This is a genomic window from Thalassobaculum sp. OXR-137, from assembly GCF_034377285.1.
In the GTDB taxonomy this organism is placed as follows: Bacteria; Pseudomonadota; Alphaproteobacteria; order Thalassobaculales; family Thalassobaculaceae; genus Thalassobaculum.
Genome location: NZ_CP139715.1, coordinates 5,140,803 through 5,164,685 on the forward strand (window position 1 = coordinate 5,140,803; position 23,883 = coordinate 5,164,685).

Below are 23,883 nucleotides of genomic sequence, written 5' to 3' on the forward strand. Positions count from 1 at the left end.
GAATGAGCCCCCCACCAAACCACGCCCGACGTCCTGGACGCCCTGAAGGGGCGATCCAAGACCTGGCGCACCGTGTCCGGCGCCTTTCCAGGGTCCCGGCCGAGCCCCGGGTCGAGCCCGGGCCTCGCCGGGATGACGGGGGTGGGGAATAGCTTGAAATACTGTCGTCATCCCGGACGACACCGGACCCGATCCGGGGGCGGGCCGGGACCCAGGGGACGGCGATGACGGCACGGTCCCGGTTCCGCCCCTGGATCGGGTCCAGGGGCGTCCCGGGGTGACGGAGGTGGCTGGACATCAGACGCCCTCTCAGAACCGCGGGATGTCCGGGAACGGCATCTGCCCCCGGTGGATGTGCATGCGGCCCAGCTCGGCGCAACGGTGGAGGGTGGGGAACACCTTGCCCGGGTTCAGCAGGCCCTTGGGGTCCCAGGCGCATTTCACCCGCATCTGCTGGTTCAGGTCGGTCTCGCTGAACATCTCCGGCATCAGGTCGCGCTTTTCCACCCCGACCCCATGCTCGCCGGTGAGCACGCCGCCAAGCTCTACACAGGCCTTCAGAATGTCGGCGCCGAACGCCTCGGCCCGGTCCAGTTCCCCCGGCTCGTTGGCGTCGAACAGGATCAGCGGGTGTAGGTTGCCGTCGCCCGCATGGAACACGTTGGCGACCCGCAGCCCGTATTTCTCGCTCATCCTCGTCATGCGGGTAAGGATCTCGGGGAGCTGGCGGCGCGGGATGGTACCGTCCATGCACATATAGTCCGGCGAGATCCGCCCCACCGCCGGGAAGGCCGCCTTGCGCCCGGCCCAGAAGGCATTGCGCTCCTCCTCGCTCTGCGACACCCGCAGGGTGGTCGAGCCGTTCGCCTCAGCAATCTCGCGCACCCGCTCGATCAGTGTGTCGACCTCGACCTCGGGGCCGTCCAGTTCGACGATCAGCAGGGCGCCGGCCTCGCGCGGATAGCCGGCATGCACGAAATCCTCGGCCGCGTTGATCGCCGGGTTGTCCATCATCTCCATGCCGCCGGGGATGATGCCGGCGCCGATGATGGCGGCCACGCAGGCCCCCGCCTGCTCGCTGGTCGGGAAACCCAGCAACAGGGCGCGTAGGGAGGCCGGCTTCTTCAGGATGCGCACGGTGACCTCGGTCACCACGGCGAGCAGCCCTTCGGAGCCGGTCATCAGTCCCATCAGGTCGTAGCCCTCGGAATCGAGATGCTTGCCGCCCAGGTGCATGATCTCGCCTTCCACCGTGACCATCTCGAGGCCGAGGATGTTGTTGGTGGTCAACCCGTATTTCAGGCAGTGCACCCCGCCGGAATTCTCCGCCACATTGCCGCCGATGGAGCAGGCGATCTGCGAGGACGGGTCCGGGGCGTAGTAGAAGCCCGCGTGCTGGACGGCGGTGGTGATGCCGAGATTGGTCACGCCCGGCTGGGCGGTGACGGTGCGGTTGTCAAAATCGATGTCGAGGATGCGGTTGAACTTGCCCAGGCCCAGCAGCACGCCGTCGGCCAGCGGCAGCGCGCCGCCGGACAGCGACGTGCCCGACCCGCGCGGCACCACCTTGATGCCGTTCTCGTGGCAGTATTTCAGCACCGCCGCGACCTGCTCCACCGTCTCCGGCAGCACCACGATCATCGGCAGGGTGCGGTAGGCGGTCAGGCCGTCGCTCTCGTAGGGCCGCATCTCGCGCTCTTCGGCGATCACCCCCTCGCCCGGCACGATCGCGCGCAGGGCGTCGACGATCTCCGGGCGGCGCGCCAGGACCTCCTGGTCCGGCTCCGGCATCTGCATGGCAAGGCTCCCCGCCTGTTGATCAGGTCTTGGCGCTTCTCTTCGGCGCTTAACTTGCCGGAACCGGGGAGAAATTCAAGCCATGGCACCGCCGGCGCGGCGAACCGCGCGCTGAAACGCGAAAAGGCGGCTCGACGTTTCCGTCGACCGCCTGAAAGCGGGTATGCGGGGACCGCAGCTGTGACGTGCGATCCTCAGACCAAAGTGATCAGACCGATGGGCTCAGCCACACAGGCTCAGCCCAACAGGATCAACCCTGGCGCGCCTTGAAGCGCGGGTTGGTCTTGTTGATCACGTAGACACGGCCCTTGCGGCGGATAACCCGGCAGGCCTTGTGGCGCTTCTTCAGCGTCTTCAGCGAGTTCGCGACGCGCATTGGTCGTCTCCGGTGGTCGGCAGATTTAAAAGAGCGCGGAACCTACTGAGAAGCCCGGAGGCTGTCAACCGCGATATGCGGCGGGTTTCAGGTCTCTTCCGGCTTCATGGCGAGGAACCGCACAAGCTGCAGTTCGCCCTTCTGCAGCAGGCTGGCGAGACGCGACCAATCCTCGGCCACATCCACCAGCGCCGCCCGGCCCAGCGGCGTGTCGGTGACGACCTTGTCGGCGTTCAGGGTTTCCACGAACCCGGCGAAGTCGTGACGGATCAGATGCACGTAGTCGTCGGACTCGTCCTTCATGAAACGCACGTCGAATTTCTGGTTCGACAGGGCGACCTCGTACTGGTCCCGGGTCCACAGGGTCACCGGCTCGCCGCGATTCTCCAGCCACTTCATCAGCCGTTCCGACGGCGGGTTCTCGTTCGGCAGCACGAAGTCGCTCATCATGAACTGCCCCCAGTCCTTCAGGGAGTCGTAGATCTTGGCGATCAGCGCGATCCGGTCCTGGACGCAATGCATGGTCTCGCTCGACAGGACCACGTCGAATTTCTTGCGCGGCAGCTCCACGGTCTCGGGATCGAAGAAGTTCAGCCGGACCCGGTCGCCGGACTTGATGGTGCGCAGGACCGTCCCGGCGATGTCGAACAGCGCCGGATTGCGCTCGTACCCGGTGACCCAGACCCCGTACTTGTCCGCGATGGCGGCGTCCGGCCCGCCCAGCCCCATGGACAGGTCCAGCACCGACTGCACCGGGTCGAGGCCGACCGATTTCACCAGTTCGATCACATGCTCGGGGCCGCCCGGACCGGTGAACCCCCGGCCGAACAGACGCTGCGTGACTTCCACCTTGGCCCGGGGCCAGACGGGGTCGGGCGCGGCCTCCTCCAGGAACTCGAGCTCGCTGTCGTCGACCTCGCCGGACGCGCTGTGATCCGCCATCAGATCGTCGAAGCTCATCATCTTCGGCAGGGCGATCGACGCCGGAAGGTCCGATGGCTCCCCGTCCTCGTGGCCGCGCTCGCGCCACTCGACATACTCCTCCGGGTCGTAGCCTTCCCACCAGGCCTTGATCCGTATGTGCCATGGAACGGTGATGGTCCTTGCCTCGCTCACGGTCGCAGGATACGGCTGGATTCTGAGTGATCGGCCATGATGATCAGAACCGCCGCACCGGAACAAATAATCCATGTCGACCGATTCCGCAGCCGATCCGGTGAAGGGTCTCACCTTCGCCGTGCTCGGCATACTGATCCTTACCCCGGACACCGTTCTGATGCGGATGGTCGGCGCGGATGCGTGGACCATTCTATTCTGGCGCGGGGTCCTAATGACAGTCGGTTATGTCGGGCTGCTGGTGCTGCGCTATCGCCTGGGGTTGCCGGCGGCGGTCGCCGCGATGGGCACGCACGGTGCGCTGGTGACCGCGCTCTTCGCGCTCAACACGATCCTGTTCGTCGTCGCCGTCGCAACGACCACGGTCGCCAACACCCTCGTGATCATGGCGGCGGCGCCGCTCTTCGCCGCCCTGATCGGGCGGATGGTGCTGGGGGAGCGTCCGCCGATGCGGACCTGGATGGCAATCCTCGTCGCCATCGCGGGAATCGCCCTGATCGTCGGCGACGGTCTCTCGGTCGGCACCTGGATCGGCGACCTCATCGCCCTCGCCGCCGCCATCGCGCTTGGCGGACATTTCGTGCTGGTCCGCGCCGCCAGACCGGTGGACATGATGCCGGCGGTCGGCCTGTCCGGCCTGCTGGTCGCCGCCGTCGCGCTGATCGCCGCCGACAGCCTGACCCTCACGCCCGTCCAGTTCGGCTGGATGGCGCTGCTCGGCCTGCTGATCCTGCCGGTGTCCTTCGGCCTGCTGACCCTGGCGCCGATCTACCTCTCGGCGGCCGAGGTCGGGCTGGTGGTGCTGCTGGAGACGGTGCTCGGCCCGCTCTGGGTCTGGCTGGTCATGGGCGAGGAGCCGAGCCGGAACGCGCTCGTCGGCGGCGCCATCGTCATCGCCGCCCTGGTGATGAACTTCGTGCTGAAGCGTCGTAGTCTGCCCGCCGACCCGCACCCGGAGGCTTCCCGATGACCACGATCCGCCCGCGCCGCAGCTTCATCTTCGCGCCCGGCAACAAGCCCGACATGTTCCCCAAGGCGATGGCGACCGGGGCGGACATCATGTGCATCGACCTTGAGGACGCGATCGCCCCCCAGCACAAGGAGCAGGCGCGCGCCGCCACCCTCGACTGGTTCGCCACCGCCGAGTTGGACGACTCGGTGGAATGCATGGTGCGGATCAACCCGCCGCGCACGCCGGACGGCATGAAGGACGTCCAGGCGATCCTCGACTCCGCCAAGGCGCCGCCCTCGCTGATGCTGGCCAAGGTGAAGTCGCCGGCCGAGGTGATCGCGCTGGACGAGCTGTTCGACGAGTTCAAGATCGCCTCCCGCCTGCAGGTCATCATCGAGACCAACGAGGCGCTGGAAGCGGCCTGGGAGATCGCCCGCTGCTCCACGCGGATCGACGCGATCTTCTTCGGCGGCGTCGATATGGCCGCCGATCTGCGCTGCGAATACACCTGGGAGGCGCTGCTCTACGCCCGCTCCCGGGTCGTGCATGCCGCCGCCGGGGCCGGGGTCGACGTGATCGACGTGCCGTTCCTCGACCTGAACGACATGGAGGGCATGAAGCGCGAGGCCCAGGCCGCCCGCGCGCTCGGCTTCTGCGGCAAGGGCTCCATCCACCCCAAGCAGGTGCCGGTGCTCAACGAGATCTTCAGCCCCAGCGAGGCCGAGATCGCCCATGCCAAGCGCATCGTGGAGGCGTTCGAGCAGGGCGACAGCGGTCTGGTGGTGATCGACGGCAAGCTGATCGAGAAGCCGGTCCTGCGCAGCATGTACCGGGTGCTGGCCCGCGCGGGGCTTTAGCCGCCCCGCCCCTCGATCAGGGGCTGCACGCTCAGGTCACCGAGGCGCGCTCGCGATAGACCTCCGCCAGGTGTTCGCCGCCATCCAGCACGGCCCGCAGATGGGCGACGGCGTGCCAGACATCCGCGTACCGCTGGTAGAGCGGCGCGAAGCCGAAGCGCATGACGTCCGGGTCGCGGAAGTCGCCGACCACCCCGCGGGCGATCAGCGCCTGGACGATGCCGTAGCCGTCCGGATGGGCGAAGGAGACCTGGCTGCCCCGGATCCAGGGTGCCGCCAGACCGGCCTCGCGCGGCGAGATCAGTCGGAAGCCGGCATCGCCGCATTCCTGCTCGACCAGGTCGATGAACAGATCGCACAGCGCCACCGACTTCGCCCGGAGCGCCGTCATGTCGGCCTCCAGCATAACGTCGAGGGCCGCCTCGAAGGCGACCAGCCCGAGGACACCCGGCGAGGAGCAGACATGGCGGCGGATGCCGTCTGCCGGGCGGTACTCCAGGTCGAAATCGAAGGGCCGGTCATGGCCGAGCCAACCGGTCAACGGCTGGTGGGCCGCCTCCTGGTGCCGCGTGGCGACGAACATCCAGGCGGGGCCGCCCGGTCCGGCGTTCAGGTACTTGTACGAACAGCCCACGGCGAAATCGGCCGCCGCCCCGTTCAGGTCCACCGGGAAGGCCCCGGCGGAATGGGCCAGATCCCACAGGGTCAGAGCGCCCGCCGCATGGGCCGCCCGGGTGATCGCGCCCATGTCGAAGACCGCACCGGTCTTGAAGTTGGTTTCGGTCAGCATGACCACCGCGACGGTCTCGTCGATGGCGTCCTCGATCGCGGTTTCCGGCACCAGCCGCAGCTCATGGTCGGTGCCGAGCTGTCGGATCAGGCCCTGGGCCATGTAGAGATCGGTGGGGAAATTCTCGGTGTTGGACAGGATCACCTTGCGATCCGGCCGCATGGCGCGCGCCGCCGACAGCAGCTTGAAGACGTTGATAGACGTGGTATCGACCACCGCCACCTCGCCCGGTGCCGCACCGACCAGCTTGGCCAGCCGGTCGCCCAGGACCAGCGGCTTCTCCATCCATCCGTCCTTCAGCCAGCCGCCGATCAGATGCTGCCCCCATTCCTCGTGCAGCATGGCCGACACCCGCTCCGGCACCGCCTTGGGCAGGGCGCCCAGGGAGTTGCCGTCGAGATAGATCAGCCCCTCCGGCAGGACGAATCGGTCGCGAAATCCGGCCAGGGGATCTGCGGCATCGAGGGCTCGGACGGTATCGAGGGTGACGCGGGTCATGGCCTTACGGTGTCTGTGTCGGGGGTTCCGCGGGGACGCGGCGGGGTTTTGGCGGCGGCGACGGTGCTACCGTTGCGTTGGGTTAGCACCATGGTATAACCCGGCCCGAGCAAACGAGAGGCGTTTTCGGTGGCTGACCAGCCCGACATCCTGGTCCTTAACGGGCCGAACCTGAACATGCTCGGCGTGCGCGAGCCCACGATCTATGGACGCGACACGCTGGCCGATATCGAAGCGATGTGCCAGGAACGCGGCGAGGCCCTCGGCCTCGGCATCGATTTCAGGCAGTCCAATTTCGAAGGCGAGCTGGTCACGATGATTCAGCAGGCCCGCGACAGTCACGACGGGATCATTCTGAACGCCGGCGCCTATACCCATACCTCGGTCGCCATCCGCGATGCGCTTTCCGTGGCGGAACTGCCCGCGATCGAGCTTCACCTGTCGAACACCTACCGGCGCGAAGAGTTCCGCCATCACTCCTATCTGTCGGGCGTGGTGGACGGAATCATCGCCGGCTTCGGGGCCCGGGGCTATGTCCTGGCGCTCGAAGCCATGGCGGGCCTGGTCGGAGCCGACGAATAAGGAAGAATTGCCGTGAGCAAGGATCTGGACGAAGCGCTGGTCCGTAAACTGGCCGGCCTGTTGGAAGAAACCGGACTGGGCGAGATCGAGTACGCCACAGGCGATCTGCGGATCCGCATCGCCAAGCCGACGATCAACGCGACCTATGCCGCCCCGGCCCCCGCGGCCGCGCCCGCCGCCGTAGCGGCTGCCGCGCCAGCCGCCGCGGTCGAGGAGAGCGGCGAGGTCGTACCCTCCCCCATGGTCGGCACCGCCTATGTCGCGCCGGAGCCGGGGGCCGCCGCCTTTGCGCCGGTCGGCTCCAACGTGCGCAAGGGCCAGACGATCATGATCGTCGAGGCCATGAAGACCATGAACCCGATCCCTGCTCCGCGCGACGGCAAGATCAAGGCCGTTCACGTGGAGAACGGGCAGCCCGTGGAGTTTGGCCAGCCCCTGCTGGTCCTCGAATAATCCGCCCAACGGCGCGAAGAGAGGTCCAGCGTGTTCAATAAGGTCCTGATCGCCAATCGCGGCGATGTCGCCCTCCGCATCCACCGCGCCTGCCGCGAGATGGGCATCAAGACGGTGGCGGTGCACTCCACCGCCGACGCCGACGCGATGCATGTGCGGCTGGCCGACGAGAGCGTGTGCATCGGCCCGCCGCCGGCGCGCGACAGCTATCTCAACATCCCCGCCATCCTGTCGGCCGCCGCCGTCACCCATGCCGACGCGATCCACCCGGGTGTGGGCTTCCTGTCGGAGAATGCCGCCTTCGCCGAGATCGTCGAGGCCCACGGCATCACCTTCATCGGCCCCTCGCCAAGCCATATCCAGTCGATGGGCGACAAGATCACCGCCAAGCGGACGATGATCGAGCTCGGCATCCCCTGCGTCCCAGGCTCCGAAGGGCCGGTAGAAGGGGTGGAGGCCGCCCGCGCCGAAGCCGCGCGGATCGGCTACCCGGTGCTGATCAAGGCCGCCGCCGGCGGTGGCGGGCGCGGTATGAAGGTCGCCGAGACGCCGGACAATCTTGAAGAGGCCTACACCATGGCCCGGCGCGAGAGCGCCGCCGCGTTCGGCAACGACTCCGTCTACATGGAGCGCTATCTGGGTCGCCCGCGGCATATCGAGATCCAGATCGCCGCCGACAGCCACGGCAACGTCATCCATCTGGGCGAGCGCGACTGCTCGATCCAGCGCCGCCATCAGAAGGTCATCGAGGAGGCGCCCTCGCCCGCGTTGACCCAGGCCGAGCGCGAGGCGATCGGCGCCCGGGCGGTGGATGCGATCAAGAAGATGGGCTACCGCAGCCTCGGCACCCTGGAGTTCCTGTACGAGAACGGCGAGTTCTTCTTCATCGAGATGAACACCCGCCTGCAGGTCGAACACCCGATCACCGAGGCGATCACCGGCGTTGACCTGGTCCGCATGCAGATCGAGATCGCCGCCGGCCGGCCGCTCGACATGGAACAGAAGGATGTGACCTTCACCGGCCACGCCATCGAGTGCCGGATCACCGCCGAGGATCCGCGCACCTTCCAGCCGCGTCCGGGCCGGATCGACGACTACCACCAGCCGGGTGGCCTAGGGGTGCGCGTGGACAGCGCCCTGTATGCCGGCTACAGCGTGCCGCCGCACTACGACAGTCTGGTGGCGAAGCTCGTCGTGCACGGCCGCAACCGCGAAGAATGCGTGATGCGGGCAGAACGGGCGCTGGGCGAGTACGTGATCGGCGGCATTCCGACCACGATTCCCCTGCATGCCGAGCTGATGCGCGCGCCGGCCTTCCGAAGCGGCGACTACCATATCCGCTGGCTGGAAACCGAGTATCTGAAGTCCTGACGGAAGCCGTTGCCGACGGCGTCGGCAATGTTAGGATTCCCGAATACCGAGCAACCGGGATGGATCGGATGTCCGAGCTGCAACCGGAACTGCTGCTACAGGCCTATGCCGTCGGCGTGTTTCCGATGGCCGAGGGACGCAACGATCCGCGCCTGTTCTTCGTCGACCCCGACAACCGGGGCGTCCTGCCGTTCGACGGCTTCCACGTCTCCAGAAGCCTACGCAAGACGGTGCGGCGTCGGAGTTTCGAGGTGGTCTGGGACCGGGATTTCGAAGCCACTCTGGACGGCTGCGCGGAGGCCACCCAGCGCCGGCCGGACACCTGGATCAATCCGGAAATCCGGCGTCTCTATCTGGCGCTTCACGCGCGCGGGCATGCCCATTCGGTGGAATCCTGGAGGGACGGCCGGCTGGTCGGCGGCCTCTATGGGGTGCGCCTGGGCGGCGCATTCTTTGGCGAGAGCATGTTCAGTCGGGCGACCGACGCCTCAAAGGTGGCGCTGGTCCATCTGGTGGCAAAGCTGAAGGCCAGCGGCTTCACGCTGCTCGACACCCAGTTCATCACCGATCATCTCAGCCGTTTCGGCGCGCTTGAGATTCCGCGCGACGACTATCGCGACCGGCTGGCATCGGCCATCGCAGCACCGGTTCAGTTCGATCCGGGGGCGGACGACTGGCCGTCGGTGGAAGCGCTTTTGCACGAGGCGACCCAGACGTCGTAGACCGGGTGCTCGACGGCATGCAGGCCGGGGCTCGAGGCGAACATCCAGCCGCTGAAGATCTCACGCGGCTGCTCGTCCGGCGGCTGATCCTCGACATGCAGTAAGGCGGCGCTCTCCGGCGGCAAGGTGGGCGGCAGATCCTGGCAGGTCTCCACCCGGATATTGAAGGTGCCGAAGCGGACGGTCTGGCCGACCGCCACCTCGAAGCGCGAGATCCGCGCCGTCACCTTGTCGAGCCCCTGCAGGACCACGACGTCGTGCTGGCGCCAGTCCTCCGGCGCCGCCGTCTGGGCGGCGGCCGCTCCGGCGACGACCGCGAGCCCGCCGGCTAGGACCGCGCTCGCAACAGTATTCAGGAAGGTCGACCGGTCCATATCCGAGGCCATCGCAGATTTCAGAGATTTCCAGGATGTCAGGAAAATATGTCCGCCAGACGGCGGCGCCGGCTCAATTCAATCCGGGAGCCGGAGCCGTCGACCCGGAAGCGCCCGAGCCCGAGCTGGACCCGGAACTGCCGGCCTGGAACATGAAGCGGCTCAGCATCTGCACGAAATCGACCGCGTCCTGGGTCAGCTCGATCCGCTCGCCCGGCTGCAGCATCTTCTCGTCGGCGCCCGGCACCAGATCGACGAAGTTGCCGCCGAGCAGCCCTTCGCTGGAGACCGCCGCACTGGAATCGATCGGCAGCTTGATCGACTCGTCGATGCTCAGGGTGACTTCGGCCAGATAGGTATTCGGATCCAGAACCTGCTTCGACACCGTGCCGACCTTGATGCCGGACATGCGCACGTCGCTGCCCGGCTTCAATCCGCCGACCGTGGTGAAGCGGGCGATCACCTCGTAACCGCCGCCGGTGCTGAATTCGGACGACGCGTAGGCGTAGAACAGGAACAGCCCGGCCACAGCCAGGACCACCGCTCCCATCAACGTCTCGATGACACCTCTACTCAAGGGAACCCCCGTCGTTCCGGATCACGCCGGCGTCCAGGGTTCGTAGTCACCCGTCGCCTTGTCGCGCTTGCCGCCTTCCAGGACGTGACCCGGCGGACGGTAGGCATAGGGCGTCCCGGTCAGATTGGGCTGATGCTCTTTCTGCCAGGCGTATTGGCGCGGATCCTCGCCGGTCGGCACGGCGTCGGTGCCGTGGTGCAGCCAGTGGTGCCACTCCGGCGGAACCTTGGAGGCTTCGGCAAGGCCCTTGTACATGCACCACCGCATCTCGTGGCCGTCCCGCAGGACGCCCCGACGATGGACATAGTACTTGTTCCCGTAGGCGTCCTCGCCGACGAGCTTGCCGTTCATCCAGGTAAAGATCTTCGTTCCGACGTCCATTCTCCGACCTCGAAGAGTCTGCTGAATCGCGGGCGACTATGTCATCGGAGACCCGGATCGTCCAGTCGGGAGCGCGCGCCGCCGACCGGACCGCCGCGCGCGCCGGTAAAGGGGCCGTCGCCGCCGCGGGAGCGGCCTCTCTGCGCAGTTGCGTCGCGCCCCGGCCGGGCGTATCAGCCGGGCATGACGAACGCTTCCGCGTCCTCCGGCGAGTCCCTCGCCACCGGCTACATCCTGATCGTCCTGGTGGCGGTGTTCTTCGGCATCGCGCCGAGCTTCGGCAAGCTCGCCTTCGACGGCGGTGCGGGCCCGGTCACGTTGCAACTCGGTCGGTTCGTTCTGGCGGTCGGCGTTCTGTGGACGATCGTCCACATACGGGGGATCGCCCGGCCGGTGCCGCGGCGTGTTTGGGGGCTGCTGGCGGCGCTGATCACCACGACCGCGCTCGCTTCTTTCGGCTACATGACAAGCGTCACCCTGATCCCGGTTCCGCTGGCGAGCCTGACCTTCTTCGCCTTTCCCCTCATGGTCGGGCCGCTGTCGCATCTGGCGGGACATGAACGGATGACGCCCCTGCGTCTGGTCGCGCTGGCGGTCGGCTTCGCCGGTCTCGCCCTGCTGCTGGGCGCCGATCTGAAGGATGCCGACCCGATCGGGGTGGCCATGGCCTTCGGCGCCGGCACCTGCGTGGCGATCAGCTTCCTGCTCACCCGGCAGATCTCGGGGAGTCTCGGAACGCTGCACATCACCGCGATCGTCACCACCGGCTGTCTGGCGATCTTCACCGTCGCGACGGCGGTCGAAGGGCTGAGACTGCCGTCCGGTCAGCTTGCCTGGGTCGGGTTCATGGTGAACGTGCTGTGCTATGTGGTCGGGCTGTCCTCGCTCTACGGAGCGATCGCCCTGCTCGGCTCGGTTCGGGTGGCGGTCGTCGGCAACATGGAGCCGGTGATTAGTGTGGTGACCGCCGCCCTGCTGCTCGGACAGGTGATGGGCCCCTGGCAGATGCTGGGCGCGCTGGTCGTGCTCGGCGGGATCGTGCTGATGCAGATGGAACGGATACGCCAGGCCAAGACGTAGGACGGCGAAGCCCGGTCCCGGCCCGCTCCCGGATCAATCCCGGATCAAATCCGGGACGGGATCGGCCGGGATGACGATGAAGTTTTCTAAATAGCGTCCGTCATCCCGGGCGGACCCGTCCCGGATTTAATCCGGGATTGATCCGGGGCCGGACCGGGACCCAGCCACTCGAACGCCCCTCACCCCGCCGCGTCGGTCGGCTCGGGCACGGCGACGCCGATGATCTCCGCCGTCGTGATGCCGGAGCGCACCTTGGCGATCATGTCGGCCTCCTTGGCCACATGGGCCTCGCCCTTCACCAGCACCTCGTCGCAGAGCGCCCGCGGCACCACGCAGATGCCGTCGTCGTCGCCCAGGACCAGGTCGCCCGGTGCGACCACCACGCCGCCGCAGGCGATCGGCGTGTCGATCTCGCCGCCGAAGCCCTTGTGCGGGCCGCGCGGGGTAGCGCCCGCCGCGTAGACCGGAATGCCGAGCTTGCGCAGGCTGGCCACGTCGCGCACCGCGCCGTCCAGCACGATCCCGGCGCAGCCCCGTGCCTTGGCGCATTCGGCGATGATCTCGCCGATGATCGCCACCTCGCCGGCGCCGCCCGCCGTCACCACCAGGATCTCGCCCGGCTGGATCAGCGGCAGGGCTGCATGCACCGCGCCGTTGTCGCCGGCCATGACCGAGATCGTGCGGGCATGCCCCACCATGGTGTAGCCATCGCCAATCGGAGACACCGAGGCGTCCATGCAGCGGTCGCGGTTCATGTTGTCCCCCGCCACGGCCGGTGGCACGGCGCGCCAGCGCTCCAGCGTTGCGGCATCCAGGGGGGTGTAGTTCAGCGCACGGCGCAGGATCGCCATGGTTTCCTCCGACATATTGTTACGGGCGGGTGTCAGGCATCCTACCGGGGGGTCCCGCGGCTCGGGAAGCCAGGGATTCCGCGGGCCGGACGCCTCTGTGGATAACTTGGCGCCGCCCACCACATCTAGATTTTGCAATAATGTTTCACACAAAATCTATTGCACCGCCGCCCCCCCTCCCGCATCCTTTGTTTTGGCGCGGGGGTCTGCTGACGGAGACTCGGACCTTCCTGCCGACCGGAGACGACATCGGCACGGACGTCGTCTCTTAAAGACATCGCGGGATCGTTGCAGCGAAAGTCTCACGAAGACTTTCGTACGAAGCGCTTTAACTTCGTCATTACTTGTTGCAGCGCAGCAACACACTAAACTTACTCATCAAATCGTGAAATTTCCCGTTGCTGGGAGCCCGCTATATCGAGTAGGTTTTGCGTCGTCGGCACACAAGATATTGGTCGACACGGGCGGGGGACGCTCTGACGCGTATATGGGGCCCGGCGAGACAATCCGGCAGGACAACACCCAAGGCAGGAGCTAAGGCATGAGGATCGAACGGCGCTTCACGACGGCGGGCAAGGACGCCTTCGACGGCATCGATTTCCGGATGACGACCAGCGAGATCCGGAATCCGGACGGCTCCGTCGTGTTTCGCCGCGACGACATGGAAGTGCCGAGCGACTGGTCCCAGGTCGCCAGCGACATCCTGGCCCAGAAGTATTTCCGCAAGGCCGGCATCCCGGCCGTGCGCAAGAAGGTGAAGGAAAAGGACGTTCCCGCCTGGCTGTGGCGCGAGACGCCGGACGAGGAGAAGCTCGCCGCCCTGCCGAAGGACGAGCGCACCACCGGTGAAAACAGCGCCAAGCAGGTGTTCAACCGTCTCGCCGGCACCTGGACCTATTGGGGCTGGAAGGGCGGCTACTTCGATACCGAAGAGGACGCCCGCGCCTACTACGACGAGATGTGCGCGATGCTGGCCCGCCAGATGGCCGCGCCGAACTCGCCGCAATGGTTCAACACCGGCCTGCACTGGGCCTACGGTATCGACGGCCCGGCCCAGGGCCACCACTATGTCGACTTCAAGACCGGCAAGCTGACCCGCTCGAAGTCCGCCTACGAACATCCGCAGCCCCATGCCTGCTTCATCCAGGGCGTCCAGGACGATCTGGTGAACGACGGCGGCATCATGGACCTGTGGGTCCGCGAGGCGCGGCTGTTCAAGTACGGCTCCGGCACCGGCTCCAACTTCTCCCGCCTGCGCGGCGAGAGCGAGCCCCTGGCCGGCGGCGGCAAGTCCTCGGGCCTGATGAGCTTCCTGAAGATCGGCGATCGGGCCGCCGGCGCCATCAAGTCGGGCGGCACCACCCGCCGGGCCGCCAAGATGGTCACCGTCGACATCGATCATCCGGACATCGTCCAGTACATCGAATGGAAGGCGATCGAGGAGCAGAAGGTCGCCGCCCTGGTCGCCGGTTCGAAGCTGGCCGCCAAGACCATGAAGGCGATCATGGCCGCCTGCGTCGACGGTCAGGAGACCCTTGGCGACGACGCCTTCGAGGCGACCAAGAATCCGGAGCTGAAGGCCGCGATCAAGGCCGCCAAGAACGCGATGATCCCGCTGAGCTACGTGCAGCGCGTCATTCAGTTCGCGCGCCAGGGCTTCACCGAGATCGACTTCCGCACCTACGACACCGACTGGGACAGCGAGGCCTATCTCACCGTCTCCGGCCAGAACTCCAACAACTCGGTGCGGGTCAGCGACGACTTCCTGCGCGCCGTGGAGGCCGATGACGACTGGAACCTGATCCGCCGCACCGACGGCAAGATCAGCGCCACCCTGCGCGCCAAGGACCTGTGGGAGAAGATCGCCGAGGCCGCCTGGCAGAGTGCGGATCCGGGCCTGCAGTACGACACCACCATCAACGACTGGCACACCTGCCCGGCCGGCGGTCGCATCAACGCGTCCAACCCGTGCTCGGAGTACATGTTCCTCGACGACACCGCCTGCAATCTGGCGTCGATGAACCTGATGCAGTTCCAGAACGAAGACGGCAGCTTCAACGTCGCCAACTTCACCCATGCCTCGCGGCTGTGGACCATCACCCTGGAAATCTCGGTGCTGATGGCGCAGTTCCCCTCCAAGGAGATTGCCCAGCTCTCCTACGACTACCGCACCCTCGGCCTCGGCTACGCCAATATCGGCGGTCTGCTGATGGGCATGGGCCTGCCGTATGACAGCGATACCGGCCGCGCCCTGTGCGGCGCGATCACCGCCCTGATGACCGGTGTGTCCTACGCCACCTCCGCGGAGATGGCCGGCGAGCTCGGCGCCTTCCCGGAATACACGGCGAACGCCGACAACATGCTGCGGGTGATCCGCAACCACCGCCGCGCGGCCTTCGGCGAGGCGGCCGGCTACGAGACCCTGTCCATCGCGCCGGTGCCGCTCGACGTCGCCAACTGCCCGCAGGCCGATCTGGTCACCGCGGCCCAGGCGGCCTGGACCGACGCCCTGGCGCTCGGCGAGAAGAACGGCTTCCGCAACGCCCAGTCCACGGTCATCGCGCCGACCGGCACGATCGGCCTGGTGATGGACTGCGACACCACCGGCATCGAGCCCGACTTCGCGATCGTGAAGTTCAAGAAGCTGGCCGGCGGCGGCTACTTCAAGATCATCAACCGCGTCGTGCCGGAGGCCCTGCGTACGCTGGGCTACGGCGACGGCCAGATCGAGGACATCGTGCGCTACGCGGTCGGCCACGGCACCCTGAAGGGCGCGCCGGCCCTCGGCCACGCCGCGCTCACCGAGAAGGGCTTCGGGGCCGAGCAGATCGGCGCCCTGGAGCAGGCCGTCGTCTCGGCCTTCGACATCAAGTTCGCCTTCAACAAGTGGACCCTGGGCGAGGCCTTCTGCCGCGACGTGCTTGGCTTCAGCGACGCCCAGCTCAACGACATCTCCTTCGACATGCTGTCGGAGCTGGGCTTCTCGAAGTCCGAGATCGAGGCGGCCAACACCTATGTCTGCGGGGCGATGACTCTGGAGGGTGCGCCGCACCTGAAGGACGAGCACCTGCCGGTGTTCGACTGCGCCAACCCGTGCGGCCGCATCGGCAAGCGCTACCTGTCGGCGGAGAGCCACATCCGCATGATGGCGGCCGCTCAGCCGTTCATCTCGGGCGCCATCTCCAAGACCATCAACATGCCGAACGGCGCGACGGTCGAGGACTGCAAGGACGCCTACATGTTGTCCTGGCGCCTCGGTCTGAAGGCAAACGCCCTGTACCGCGACGGCTCCAAGCTGAGCCAGCCGCTCTCCGCTGCGGTCTTCGACTTCGAGGACGAGGACGAGGCCGAGGAGTTCGCCGCCCAGCCGACCGCCCAGAAGGTCGAGGTGGTCGCCGAGCGGGTCATCGAGAAGGTGGTCGAGAAGATCGTCGAGAAGCGGGCCGAGCGCGATCGCCTGCCCGGTCGCCGCAAGGGTTACACCCAGAAGGCGGTCGTCGGCGGCCACAAGGTCTACCTGCGCACCGGCGAGTATGACGACGGCAAGCTCGGCGAGATCTTCATCGACATGCACAAGGAGGGTGCCGCCTTCCGCTCGCTGATGAACAACTTCGCCATCGCGGTGTCCATCGGCCTGCAGTATGGCGTGCCGCTGGAGGAGTATGTCGACGCCTTCACCTTCACCCGCTTCGAGCCGCAGGGACTGGTCCAGGGCAACGACACCATCAAGATGGCGACGTCGATCCTCGACTACCTGTTCCGCGAACTGGCGATCTCCTATCTCGACCGCCACGACCTGGCCCATGTCGAGCATGAGGATCTGATGCCCGACACGGTCGGCGACGGCCAGGGCGAGGAGCGATCTGCCGAGGCCGCCACCGCCATCCTGGAGAAGGTCTCCGGCTTCGCCAGCCGCGGCTTCGCCCGGACCGACGTGCGGGCCAACCTGGAGGTCATCACCGGCGGCCTGAACGAGCTGCGGGCGACGGGGACCGACCCGATCGCCGCGACCCAGGCACCGGTCGCCCAGGCCTCCGTGACGCAGACGACGTCGAGCGTTGCCTCCGCGCCGATGTCGGGCGGCGGCGTAGCCGTGGCCGAGCGGACCACGACCCGCACCTCCGCCGTCAGCAGTGCGGTCAAGAGCGCGGTCGACGCCAAGCTGTCGGCGATCCGTGAAGCGCGGATCAAGGGCTACGAGGGCGAGAGCTGCGGCGAGTGCGGCAACTTCACCCTGGTGCGCAACGGCACCTGCCTGAAATGCGACACCTGCGGCGGGACCAGCGGCTGCAGCTAAGACGCTACGGCAGGCATCGAACAGACGGGGGAAGGCATCACGCCTTCCCCTTATTCTTTAGTAAAATTGTTTGAAAATTCGCGCAGTTATCGTCGATTTAGTTGACCGCTTTGTTTCAGATCGCCGTCATTTTTCTTAATGCTAATGGAATATTAATGGGTATCCTTCAGTCTAAAGCAGCAGTGTGACCACTGTGCGCCCGAAAACCGGCATTCGAACCGGACGGGGTGATGAGGAGGAAACCTGGCCGTGTTCGGCATGGGTAAGAAAGACGGCGGAGCCGAAAAGGAAGAGGCCGAGCGGAAGCGCATCGAAGCCACCATGGTTTCGATAGACTCCGGTTTCGATCACCTGCGCCATCACGCCGAAGCGGGCAACACCGAACGCAGCGAAGCGGCTGCCAAACGGCTCGTTGAATCCCTCAAGAACCCGAAACTGCCGCCGCCCTATACCAAGGATCGCCGCAATGCGGTCGATGCCTTCCTACTGCACGCCTACATGAAGGCGACGGCGCTGGCCTGCAAAAGGGCCATCGACGCCGGGATGATTGACGACATCGAGAAGCGCAGCGAGAACATCAAGAAGGCGCGCGAGTTCCTGGCCGGAGCCGTGAAGTACAAGGCCCCGCCCGACTTCAAGCGCCAGTGCGAGCGGATGCTGGAGGTCGCCACCTTCAGCGGCGGGGTGAAGGCCAAGGGGCCGACCAAGGCCAAACCGCTGGACACCGCGCCGAAGGTGAAGGATCGCGCGAAACACTACGATCCCAACGAAGAGACCGAAGAAAAGCCGGTCATTCCGCAGAATCTGAAGATCTGACCGATCGGCGACCGCCCGGCATGTCCGGGCCTGGGCCGCTTTCCGGGATTGACCGCGGCCTCCCAGCCGGTAGCGTACCGGTATGAGCCTGTTCGCACCCCCCGCCGATATCGAAGCCCGCGTTTTCGCCCGCCTCCCCGACCGCCTGCGCAAGGATTCCGGATCGAGCTGGTCCAAGGGAAACCGGCCGGGAATGGTCACCGAGAGCTTTCTCGAAGGGCCGAGCTTCGACCGGGAGGGCAATCTCTGGCTGGTCGACATCCCCAACGGACGCATCCTGCGCCTGTCCGCCGACGGCAAGGACTGGGATGTGGTGACCGACTATGACGGGTGGCCCAACGGCCTGAAGTTCCATGCCGACGGCCGTGCCTTCATCGCCGACTACCGGCGCGGCGTGCTGGTGCTCGATCCGAAGACGGGCACAGTCGAGACAGTCGTGGGCGACCGCTATTCCGAGGGCCTGCTCGGGGTGAACGACCTGCACTTCGCCTCGAACGGCGACCTCTACTTCACCGATCAGGGCCAGACCGGCCTGCACGATCCCCGGGGGCGGGTGTTCCGGTTGAAGCCGGACGGCCGGGTCGACAAGCTGCTCGACAACGGTCCCTCCCCCAATGGCCTGGTGCTGACGCCGCGGGAGAACTGGCTTTACGTCGCGATGACGCGGGCCAACGCGATCTGGCGCCTGCCGCTGATGCCGGACGGCCATGTCTCCAAGGTCGGCCAGTTCATCCAGCTCTCCGGCGGACACGGCCCCGACGGGCTCGCGATCGACGAGACCGGCGGGCTGGTGGTCTGCCATTTCGGCCTCGGATCGGTCTGGCACTTCTCGCCTTTGGGCGAACCGCTCCACCGCATCCGCTCGCCGCTCGGTCTCGGCACGACGAATGTCGCGTTCGGCGGACCGAATCGCCGCACGCTGTTCATCACCGAGAGCGAGACCGGCTCGATCCTGGCCGCCGATCTTCCGGTCGCCGGCGCTGCTATGTACGGATTGTCCTAATCGCCGTCAGGCGTTGATCTGGCGCATCACGTAGCGGCCGTCGCCGCTGGTGCTGAACATCTCGCCGATCTGCGGATGGTCGACCGGGCCGTTCGACGCATCGTCGACCAGGTTCTGCTCGGACACATAGGCGATGTAGTAGCTCTGCGGATTTTCCGCGAACAGGTGATAGAAGGGCTGATCGCGCTTCGGCCGGCGATCCTCCGGGATGGAATTGTACCATTCCTCTGTGTTCGAAAATTCCGGATCGATATCGAACACCACACCGCGAAAATCGAAGTGGCGGTGCTTGACGACGGCGCCGATCGGAAATTTGGGCTCAACGATCTTCATGGTTCTGCCCGATTCTGGGAAAGGTTCACTTCACGACTGACATATTTGGCCAATGCCGACCCGAGGGCAAGAGCCGGGGCCCGGAGGCCCGGCCGACGGCTCGCGGCGATTAAAGGCGAAACCCTACATAAACCGATAATCCACCGGGGCAAGATCCCCGGCCGCCCATACGCTCCCACCGTGGAACTCCGGTTAGACCGCCAATTCGGAGGGAAAACCGCATTTCGGCTTCGCTTCAATAAACCCGCCTGCGATTTCGGCTTGAGCATTTGCAGGTCGCGCATCATGGTTTGTCCGCCGAAGCGGAACCCCAGGGCAGTGACATTCTCGACGACCTCTCAGATCTCGACCGGGACTCCCTGCACATCATGCCCCTGCGCATCGTCCCTCTGCGACTGCCGGGGCTGGCGCGCGCCCGGCTGATCAAATCCGCGCAGCTGAACTCCGAACTCGAGCTGTTTCACGACAACAGCACGGGTGCCGGTCTCATCCAGATCAAGGCCCTGCCCGACTTCATCGGCGCCGACGAGGAAGACCTCAAGGCCGACATGGCGGTGCTGTACGAGTTGGCGGAGCTGAACAGTTTCGACGTCTTCTCCCTGCGCAACTCCCTGCGCGACCTGAAGATCGACGTCCGCCATACCACCGACCTGACCCTGTCCCCCGGCATGGAGGCGCGCCTCACCGAATACATGAAGGCGTTCACCCGGCCGCTGGTGGTCAACGTCTTCGGCGCCAGCACGGACAATGTCAGCAATTCCGGCCAGATCATCGAGATGTTCACCAATGTCGACCGCAAGGTCGCGTTGAAGAACATGCAGAAGATCGCCGCGATGATGAACATCACGGTCGCCGACATCCCGGACTTCCTGGAGAAATACGGAGACATCTATCTCTCGCTCTCCTATTTCCGGCGCTGCCTGGACGAGATCGTCCCGAAGTTCGACCAGCTCACGGACTGGATGGACGAGATGCGCGGCACCATGCTACGCGAGAACCAGCCGCTCATGGACAAATGCGAAGTCGTGCGCAGTGGCCTCAACGAGCTGCTCGGCTCCGTCACCGGCCGGTTCGAGTCCTTCGACCGGAACTCCCAGACGTTCTGGGACAACATCTCCATGGAGAGCTTCCAGAAGCTGCACGCCCTGATCACCAGCCATCACGAGACCATCGGCGGCGTGCTCTGCGGCCTGACGGTGAAGCTGGACGCCTGGGAGAGCAAGTTCCCGCACCATACCGGCAGCCCGCACAAGCGGGCGGAGTTCGTTCAGTCGGACCTCGCACCCGGATTGGAGAAGCTGCTCAAACTGGAGCACTCCGCCCCGTCCACCATCATGTAGCCGCCCTCAGGCGGAAGGGCTCCGTCCGCCGGCCAGCAGGGCGCCCATGACGAAGCCCGTGCCGTGGGCCAGGAAGGCGATCGGCTCGCCGGCGGCGAAGGCGAGCCCAGCCACCTGGGCGATCAGCCACACCCCGATCAGCGGCACGGCCGGAAACGATCGCAGCCGGGGCCGGCCGCCGCCCGGCCAGGGGATTCTGATTTGGCCGCGCGGGTCGAGGCGGAGGACCCCGCCCATCAGACCGGCCGCACCGGCGCTGGCGCCGAGAATGGGGGCCGTCGAGCCGGGCCCCGCCGCCGCCTCCACCGCCAGCCCCGCGATCCCGGAGAGCAGGAAGACGCCGAGCAGCCGGATCGCGCCAGCCTTGCGCTCGACCAGGATGCCGGCGAGCAGGACCGCCACGACATTGCCAATCAGGTGCATGAGGCCGCCATGCAGGAACTGGGCGGTGACCAGCGTGGCGACGGACGGCACGCCATCGATCGGCACCGCGCGCGCCCGCAACCCGAACAGTTCGGCGGGGATCAGGGCGAAGCCGTGAATGACCGCCATGTCGCCATAGGCATCCAGGCCGGCCTGCCAGATATAGACGCCACAGAGCGCCGCGCTGAGAAGGACCGTTGCGACCGGCGGCCGTGGCGCCGGTTCGGGCGGGGTCTGCGGCCTTGGCCGGAAGGGGATCGGATCCGGCATCGGCTCCGCCGTGCCCTATTTCCCGAACAGAGAGTCGAACGGCACCGAATAGAACAGGACAAGCGACTCGACACCCGGATTCCGCTCGCCGATGCCGGCATTGGAGATGTGGGTGAAGGACAGGCCGAGGCGGGAATAGTCGTCGAACCGGTAGGCGACCTCCAGGCCGGACCGGAACTCGATCGCGTTACCCAGGTCCTTGCCGTCGCCGTTGCCGTAAAGCCCGGCGGCGAAGGTCGGCGTGGCGACCCAGCGGTTGCCGAAGAAGATGTCGAGCGCGATACCGGCATAGCCGTAGGTCGCCGCATCCGATGTGGCGGTCAGGCCGACGAACGGGGTGAACCACAGCAGCTTGTTCTTCTCAGAGAACCGGTATTCGAACCGGGCCTCGGCCGCCGCCTGATCGTCGAACAGGTCGTAGTAACCGGCGCCGAAGGTCAGGAAGTCGGGCTCTTCCGCGCGGGCCTGGCCGGCGGCGCCGAACAGCAGGGCGACGGCGAGGATCAGGGCAGTGGCAAGGGGCTGGCGCAACGATCGTCTCCCGGCAGCTAGAAATCCGCGCGCGGCGGAAAATTTCCATTGGATATCGGCATCATAGAGGCACCGTTCGACGCATCAAGCGGCGATCACGGTTCATCCCACGCGCGCGTGCTGGCGCAGGGATGTCTTAAACCGCTCGGTCGCCCGAACCAGCGCCCGGCGGACGCCCGGCTCCATGGCCGCGTGCCCGGCATCCGGCACGAACACCAGCTCCGCTCCCGGCCAGGACCGCGCCAGGGCATGGGCGCTCTCCGGCGGGCAGATGACGTCGTAGCGGCCCTGCACGATCGTGGCGGGCAGGTGCCGGATCCTATCCATGCCGCCCAGCAGCCCGCCTTCCGGCAGGAACAGACCGTTGACGAAGTAATGCGCCTCGATCCGGGCGAGGTTCAGGGCGTGATGCGGATCCTCCGCCGACCAGATCTGGTCCGGTTCTGGCAGCAGGGAGGAGCAGGCCTTCTCGTACCGCGCCCAATGTCGGGCCGCCGGCAGATGCCGCTGCGGATCGGGATCGGTCAGCCGCCGGTGATAGGCGCCCAACAGGTCGCCGCGCTCGGCCTCGGGGATGAACTCGGCGAAGCTGCGCCAGACTTCCGGAAAGAAGCCGCGCATCCCGGTCATGAACCAGTCGATCTCCCGGGGGCGCCCCAGGAAGACGCCCCGCAGAATGAAGGCGAGGCACCGGTCGGGATGCGCCTGTCCGTAGGCGAGGGCCAGAGTCGATCCCCAGGATCCGCCGAAGACCAGCCAGGCGTCGATATCGAGGTGGCGGCGCAGGCGCTCCATATCCGCGATCAGGTGCGGTGTGGTGTTCGCCTCCACGCCGGCGCGGGGCGTCGACCGGCCGGCGCCGCGCTGGTCGAACAGAACGATGCGATAGGCCCGGGGATCGAAGAACCGGCGCTGGGTGGGAGAGACACCGGATCCGGGTCCGCCATGGAGGAACACCACCGGAATACCGTCGCGCGCGCCGCTCTCTTCCCAGTAGAGGGTGTGGCCGTCGCCGACCTCGAGGTTGCCGTTGCGCCGACTGGCGATTTCCGGAAACAGTTCGTCGCGGATCACGGCCTTCCTCCATTCGGGACTGCCCGGTTATCCACCTCCACCCTGTCGTTGTCAAAACTCTCGGAGACCCTACCGTCGATAGCGCTCGCGCCCGGCGGACAGGTCCGACGCAGCAGGGCGAGAAGCGCGCGGACATCGGCATCTTCCACCCGGCTGCGGCGCCACGCCAGTGCAACCGTGCGGCCGATCCGGGGGTCGTTGAACGGCCGGTAGCGGATCAGCCCGCCCAGGGTGTCGTCGGTCGCCGTCAGCGGGATCAGGCTGAAGCCGGTCCCCGCGGCGACGATGGCCTTCAGGGTCTCCAGGCTCATGGCGGTCTGCCGCGGCCGGATGCCGGCGGAGGCGCAGATCGACAGGGTCTGATCGCGCAGGCAGTGGCCCTCCTCCAGCAGGACGGCCTCCTGCATATCCAGCGCGTCCAGTTCGGCAGGTCCGGCGCTCTCCTGGCCGCTGCTCGCCTCGGCCAGGCGAAACCGTTCGCGGTAGACCGGCTCGATCACCAGTCCCTCGTCGGCCACCGGCGGCGACAGGATCACGGCGTCGAGCGCACCTTCGCGCAGCCGATCGATCAGGTGGCCCGTGAGCCCTTCCTCGATGATAAGGTCGAGATCCGGATGATCCCGTCGGATCGGTCCGAGAATGTGCCGGAAGAGATAGGGACCGATCGTCGCGATCGCGCCGAGCACGAGGCGTCCGGAGAGCGGATCGCCGCCGACCGGCTCGGAGACGAGAAACTGATCCGCGGCGGCCAGGACCTGGCGCGCCCGATCCACTGCCACCGCCCCCCGGCGGGTCAGCAGAACCGTCCGGCTGGTGCGCTCGAAGACCCGAAAGCCGAGCAGTTCCTCGACTTTGCGCACGCCGGCGGACAATGACGGCTGGCTGACATGACAGGCCTCCGCCGCGCGACCGAAATGACCGTGTTCGGACACCGCGACCAGATACTCCAGTTCCCGCAAGCTCAGTCCAGCCGTACTCATAGGATTAAACTATCATAACCGTGCGATTTATCGATTAGC

At 66.5% G+C, this 23,883-nt stretch carries 24 protein-coding genes; 11 read left to right on the forward strand and 13 right to left on the reverse strand.

Annotated features, from left to right (window positions below; all coding sequences use genetic code 11):
* Positions 1-309: 309 nt before the first annotated feature.
* The 3 genes from T8K17_RS23810 to T8K17_RS23820 form a co-directional block, all read right to left on the reverse strand.
* Entirely contained in the window at positions 310-1,797 is a 1,488-nt protein-coding gene (locus T8K17_RS23810; RefSeq protein WP_322332208.1) for an FAD-linked oxidase C-terminal domain-containing protein, read from the reverse strand.
* A 250-nt stretch (positions 1,798-2,047) separates the two neighbouring features.
* The gene (ykgO, locus tag T8K17_RS23815) at positions 2,048-2,173 is read right to left on the reverse strand and encodes a type B 50S ribosomal protein L36 (protein ID WP_028795082.1); all 126 of its coding nucleotides are present in this window, start codon (positions 2,171-2,173) and stop codon (positions 2,048-2,050) included.
* Between the two features lie 87 nt (positions 2,174-2,260).
* A complete protein-coding gene (locus T8K17_RS23820; protein ID WP_322332209.1) occupies positions 2,261-3,289 on the reverse strand; it encodes a methyltransferase domain-containing protein in 1,029 nt (342 codons plus the stop codon).
* Positions 3,290-3,362: 73 nt separating this feature from the next.
* Here T8K17_RS23820 and T8K17_RS23825 point away from each other — a divergent pair, with 73 nt between their 5' ends.
* Both T8K17_RS23825 and T8K17_RS23830 read left to right on the forward strand, forming a co-directional pair.
* Complete coding sequence (locus T8K17_RS23825; protein WP_322332210.1) at positions 3,363-4,259, forward strand: DMT family transporter; 897 nt, start codon at positions 3,363-3,365, stop codon at positions 4,257-4,259.
* The gene (locus T8K17_RS23830; protein ID WP_322332211.1) at positions 4,256-5,098 is read left to right on the forward strand and encodes a CoA ester lyase; all 843 of its coding nucleotides are present in this window, start codon (positions 4,256-4,258) and stop codon (positions 5,096-5,098) included. The genes T8K17_RS23825 and T8K17_RS23830 overlap by 4 nt, the downstream gene beginning before the upstream one ends.
* Before the next feature lie 31 nt (positions 5,099-5,129).
* Here the strand turns inward: T8K17_RS23830 and kynU are convergent, their stop codons facing one another.
* On the reverse strand, positions 5,130-6,386 hold the full coding sequence (kynU, locus tag T8K17_RS23835) for a kynureninase (RefSeq protein WP_322332212.1): 1,257 nt from the start codon (positions 6,384-6,386) through the stop codon (positions 5,130-5,132).
* 129 nt (positions 6,387-6,515) lie between these two features.
* On the opposite strand from kynU, the gene aroQ reads away from it, so the two are divergent.
* From aroQ to aat, 4 genes are all read left to right on the forward strand, one after another.
* Complete coding sequence (gene aroQ / locus T8K17_RS23840; protein ID WP_322332213.1) at positions 6,516-6,968, forward strand: type II 3-dehydroquinate dehydratase; 453 nt, start codon at positions 6,516-6,518, stop codon at positions 6,966-6,968.
* A 12-nt stretch (positions 6,969-6,980) separates the two neighbouring features.
* Complete coding sequence (accB, locus tag T8K17_RS23845; RefSeq protein WP_322332214.1) at positions 6,981-7,421, forward strand: acetyl-CoA carboxylase biotin carboxyl carrier protein; 441 nt, start codon at positions 6,981-6,983, stop codon at positions 7,419-7,421.
* 30 nt (positions 7,422-7,451) lie between these two features.
* Positions 7,452-8,792 carry an acetyl-CoA carboxylase biotin carboxylase subunit gene (gene accC / locus T8K17_RS23850; protein WP_322332215.1) on the forward strand — a complete coding sequence of 447 codons (1,341 nt, stop codon included), beginning with the start codon at positions 7,452-7,454 and terminating at the stop codon, positions 8,790-8,792.
* 68 nt (positions 8,793-8,860) lie between these two features.
* The gene (aat, locus tag T8K17_RS23855) at positions 8,861-9,514 is read left to right on the forward strand and encodes a leucyl/phenylalanyl-tRNA--protein transferase (protein WP_322332216.1); all 654 of its coding nucleotides are present in this window, start codon (positions 8,861-8,863) and stop codon (positions 9,512-9,514) included.
* On the opposite strand, the gene T8K17_RS23860 is transcribed toward aat, so the two are convergent.
* From T8K17_RS23860 to T8K17_RS23870, 3 genes are all read right to left on the reverse strand, one after another.
* Entirely contained in the window at positions 9,442-9,900 is a 459-nt protein-coding gene (locus T8K17_RS23860; RefSeq protein WP_322332217.1) for a DUF2155 domain-containing protein, read from the reverse strand. The genes aat and T8K17_RS23860 overlap by 73 nt on opposite strands.
* 61 nt (positions 9,901-9,961) lie before the next feature.
* Complete coding sequence (mlaD, locus tag T8K17_RS23865) at positions 9,962-10,465, reverse strand: outer membrane lipid asymmetry maintenance protein MlaD (protein WP_322332218.1); 504 nt, start codon at positions 10,463-10,465, stop codon at positions 9,962-9,964.
* 21 nt (positions 10,466-10,486) lie between these two features.
* Positions 10,487-10,846: an NADH:ubiquinone oxidoreductase subunit NDUFA12 gene (locus T8K17_RS23870; protein WP_322332219.1), complete on the reverse strand. Its 360-nt coding sequence runs from the start codon at positions 10,844-10,846 to the stop codon at positions 10,487-10,489.
* 183 nt (positions 10,847-11,029) lie between these two features.
* Here T8K17_RS23870 and T8K17_RS23875 point away from each other — a divergent pair, with 183 nt between their 5' ends.
* Complete coding sequence (locus T8K17_RS23875; RefSeq protein ID WP_322332220.1) at positions 11,030-11,926, forward strand: DMT family transporter; 897 nt, start codon at positions 11,030-11,032, stop codon at positions 11,924-11,926.
* Between the two features lie 179 nt (positions 11,927-12,105).
* Here the strand turns inward: T8K17_RS23875 and T8K17_RS23880 are convergent, their stop codons facing one another.
* The gene (locus tag T8K17_RS23880) at positions 12,106-12,777 is read right to left on the reverse strand and encodes an RraA family protein (RefSeq protein ID WP_322332221.1); all 672 of its coding nucleotides are present in this window, start codon (positions 12,775-12,777) and stop codon (positions 12,106-12,108) included.
* 541 nt (positions 12,778-13,318) lie between these two features.
* On the opposite strand from T8K17_RS23880, the gene T8K17_RS23885 reads away from it, so the two are divergent.
* The 3 genes from T8K17_RS23885 to T8K17_RS23895 all read left to right on the forward strand — a co-directional run bounded on the left by T8K17_RS23885 (position 13,319) and on the right by T8K17_RS23895 (position 18,893).
* Positions 13,319-17,074, forward strand: a complete 3,756-nt coding sequence (locus tag T8K17_RS23885) for a vitamin B12-dependent ribonucleotide reductase (protein WP_322332222.1) — start codon at positions 13,319-13,321, stop codon at positions 17,072-17,074.
* Positions 17,075-17,323: 249 nt separating this feature from the next.
* The gene (locus tag T8K17_RS23890; protein WP_322332223.1) at positions 17,324-17,890 is read left to right on the forward strand and encodes a hypothetical protein; all 567 of its coding nucleotides are present in this window, start codon (positions 17,324-17,326) and stop codon (positions 17,888-17,890) included.
* A gap of 82 nt (positions 17,891-17,972) precedes the next feature.
* Positions 17,973-18,893 (forward strand): SMP-30/gluconolactonase/LRE family protein, encoded by a 921-nt coding sequence (locus T8K17_RS23895; RefSeq protein WP_322332224.1) that lies wholly within the window; start codon positions 17,973-17,975, stop codon positions 18,891-18,893.
* Positions 18,894-18,899: 6 nt separating this feature from the next.
* On the opposite strand, the gene hspQ is transcribed toward T8K17_RS23895, so the two are convergent.
* Positions 18,900-19,226: a heat shock protein HspQ gene (gene hspQ / locus T8K17_RS23900; RefSeq protein WP_322332225.1), complete on the reverse strand. Its 327-nt coding sequence runs from the start codon at positions 19,224-19,226 to the stop codon at positions 18,900-18,902.
* Between the two features lie 290 nt (positions 19,227-19,516).
* On the opposite strand from hspQ, the gene T8K17_RS23905 reads away from it, so the two are divergent.
* Positions 19,517-20,566 carry a hypothetical protein gene (locus T8K17_RS23905; protein ID WP_322332226.1) on the forward strand — a complete coding sequence of 350 codons (1,050 nt, stop codon included), beginning with the start codon at positions 19,517-19,519 and terminating at the stop codon, positions 20,564-20,566.
* Positions 20,567-20,572: 6 nt separating this feature from the next.
* Here the strand turns inward: T8K17_RS23905 and T8K17_RS23910 are convergent, their stop codons facing one another.
* The 4 genes from T8K17_RS23910 to T8K17_RS23925 all read right to left on the reverse strand — a co-directional run bounded on the left by T8K17_RS23910 (position 20,573) and on the right by T8K17_RS23925 (position 23,844).
* A complete protein-coding gene (locus T8K17_RS23910; RefSeq protein WP_322332227.1) occupies positions 20,573-21,259 on the reverse strand; it encodes a rhomboid family intramembrane serine protease in 687 nt (228 codons plus the stop codon).
* A 15-nt stretch (positions 21,260-21,274) separates the two neighbouring features.
* Entirely contained in the window at positions 21,275-21,790 is a 516-nt protein-coding gene (locus tag T8K17_RS23915; RefSeq protein ID WP_322332228.1) for an acyloxyacyl hydrolase, read from the reverse strand.
* Between the two features lie 102 nt (positions 21,791-21,892).
* Positions 21,893-22,864 (reverse strand): prolyl aminopeptidase, encoded by a 972-nt coding sequence (gene pip / locus T8K17_RS23920; RefSeq protein ID WP_322332229.1) that lies wholly within the window; start codon positions 22,862-22,864, stop codon positions 21,893-21,895.
* Positions 22,861-23,844, reverse strand: coding sequence for a LysR substrate-binding domain-containing protein (locus T8K17_RS23925; RefSeq protein ID WP_322332230.1), 984 nt, complete (start codon positions 23,842-23,844; stop codon positions 22,861-22,863). The genes pip and T8K17_RS23925 overlap by 4 nt, the downstream gene beginning before the upstream one ends.
* Positions 23,845-23,883: the final 39 nt, after the last annotated feature.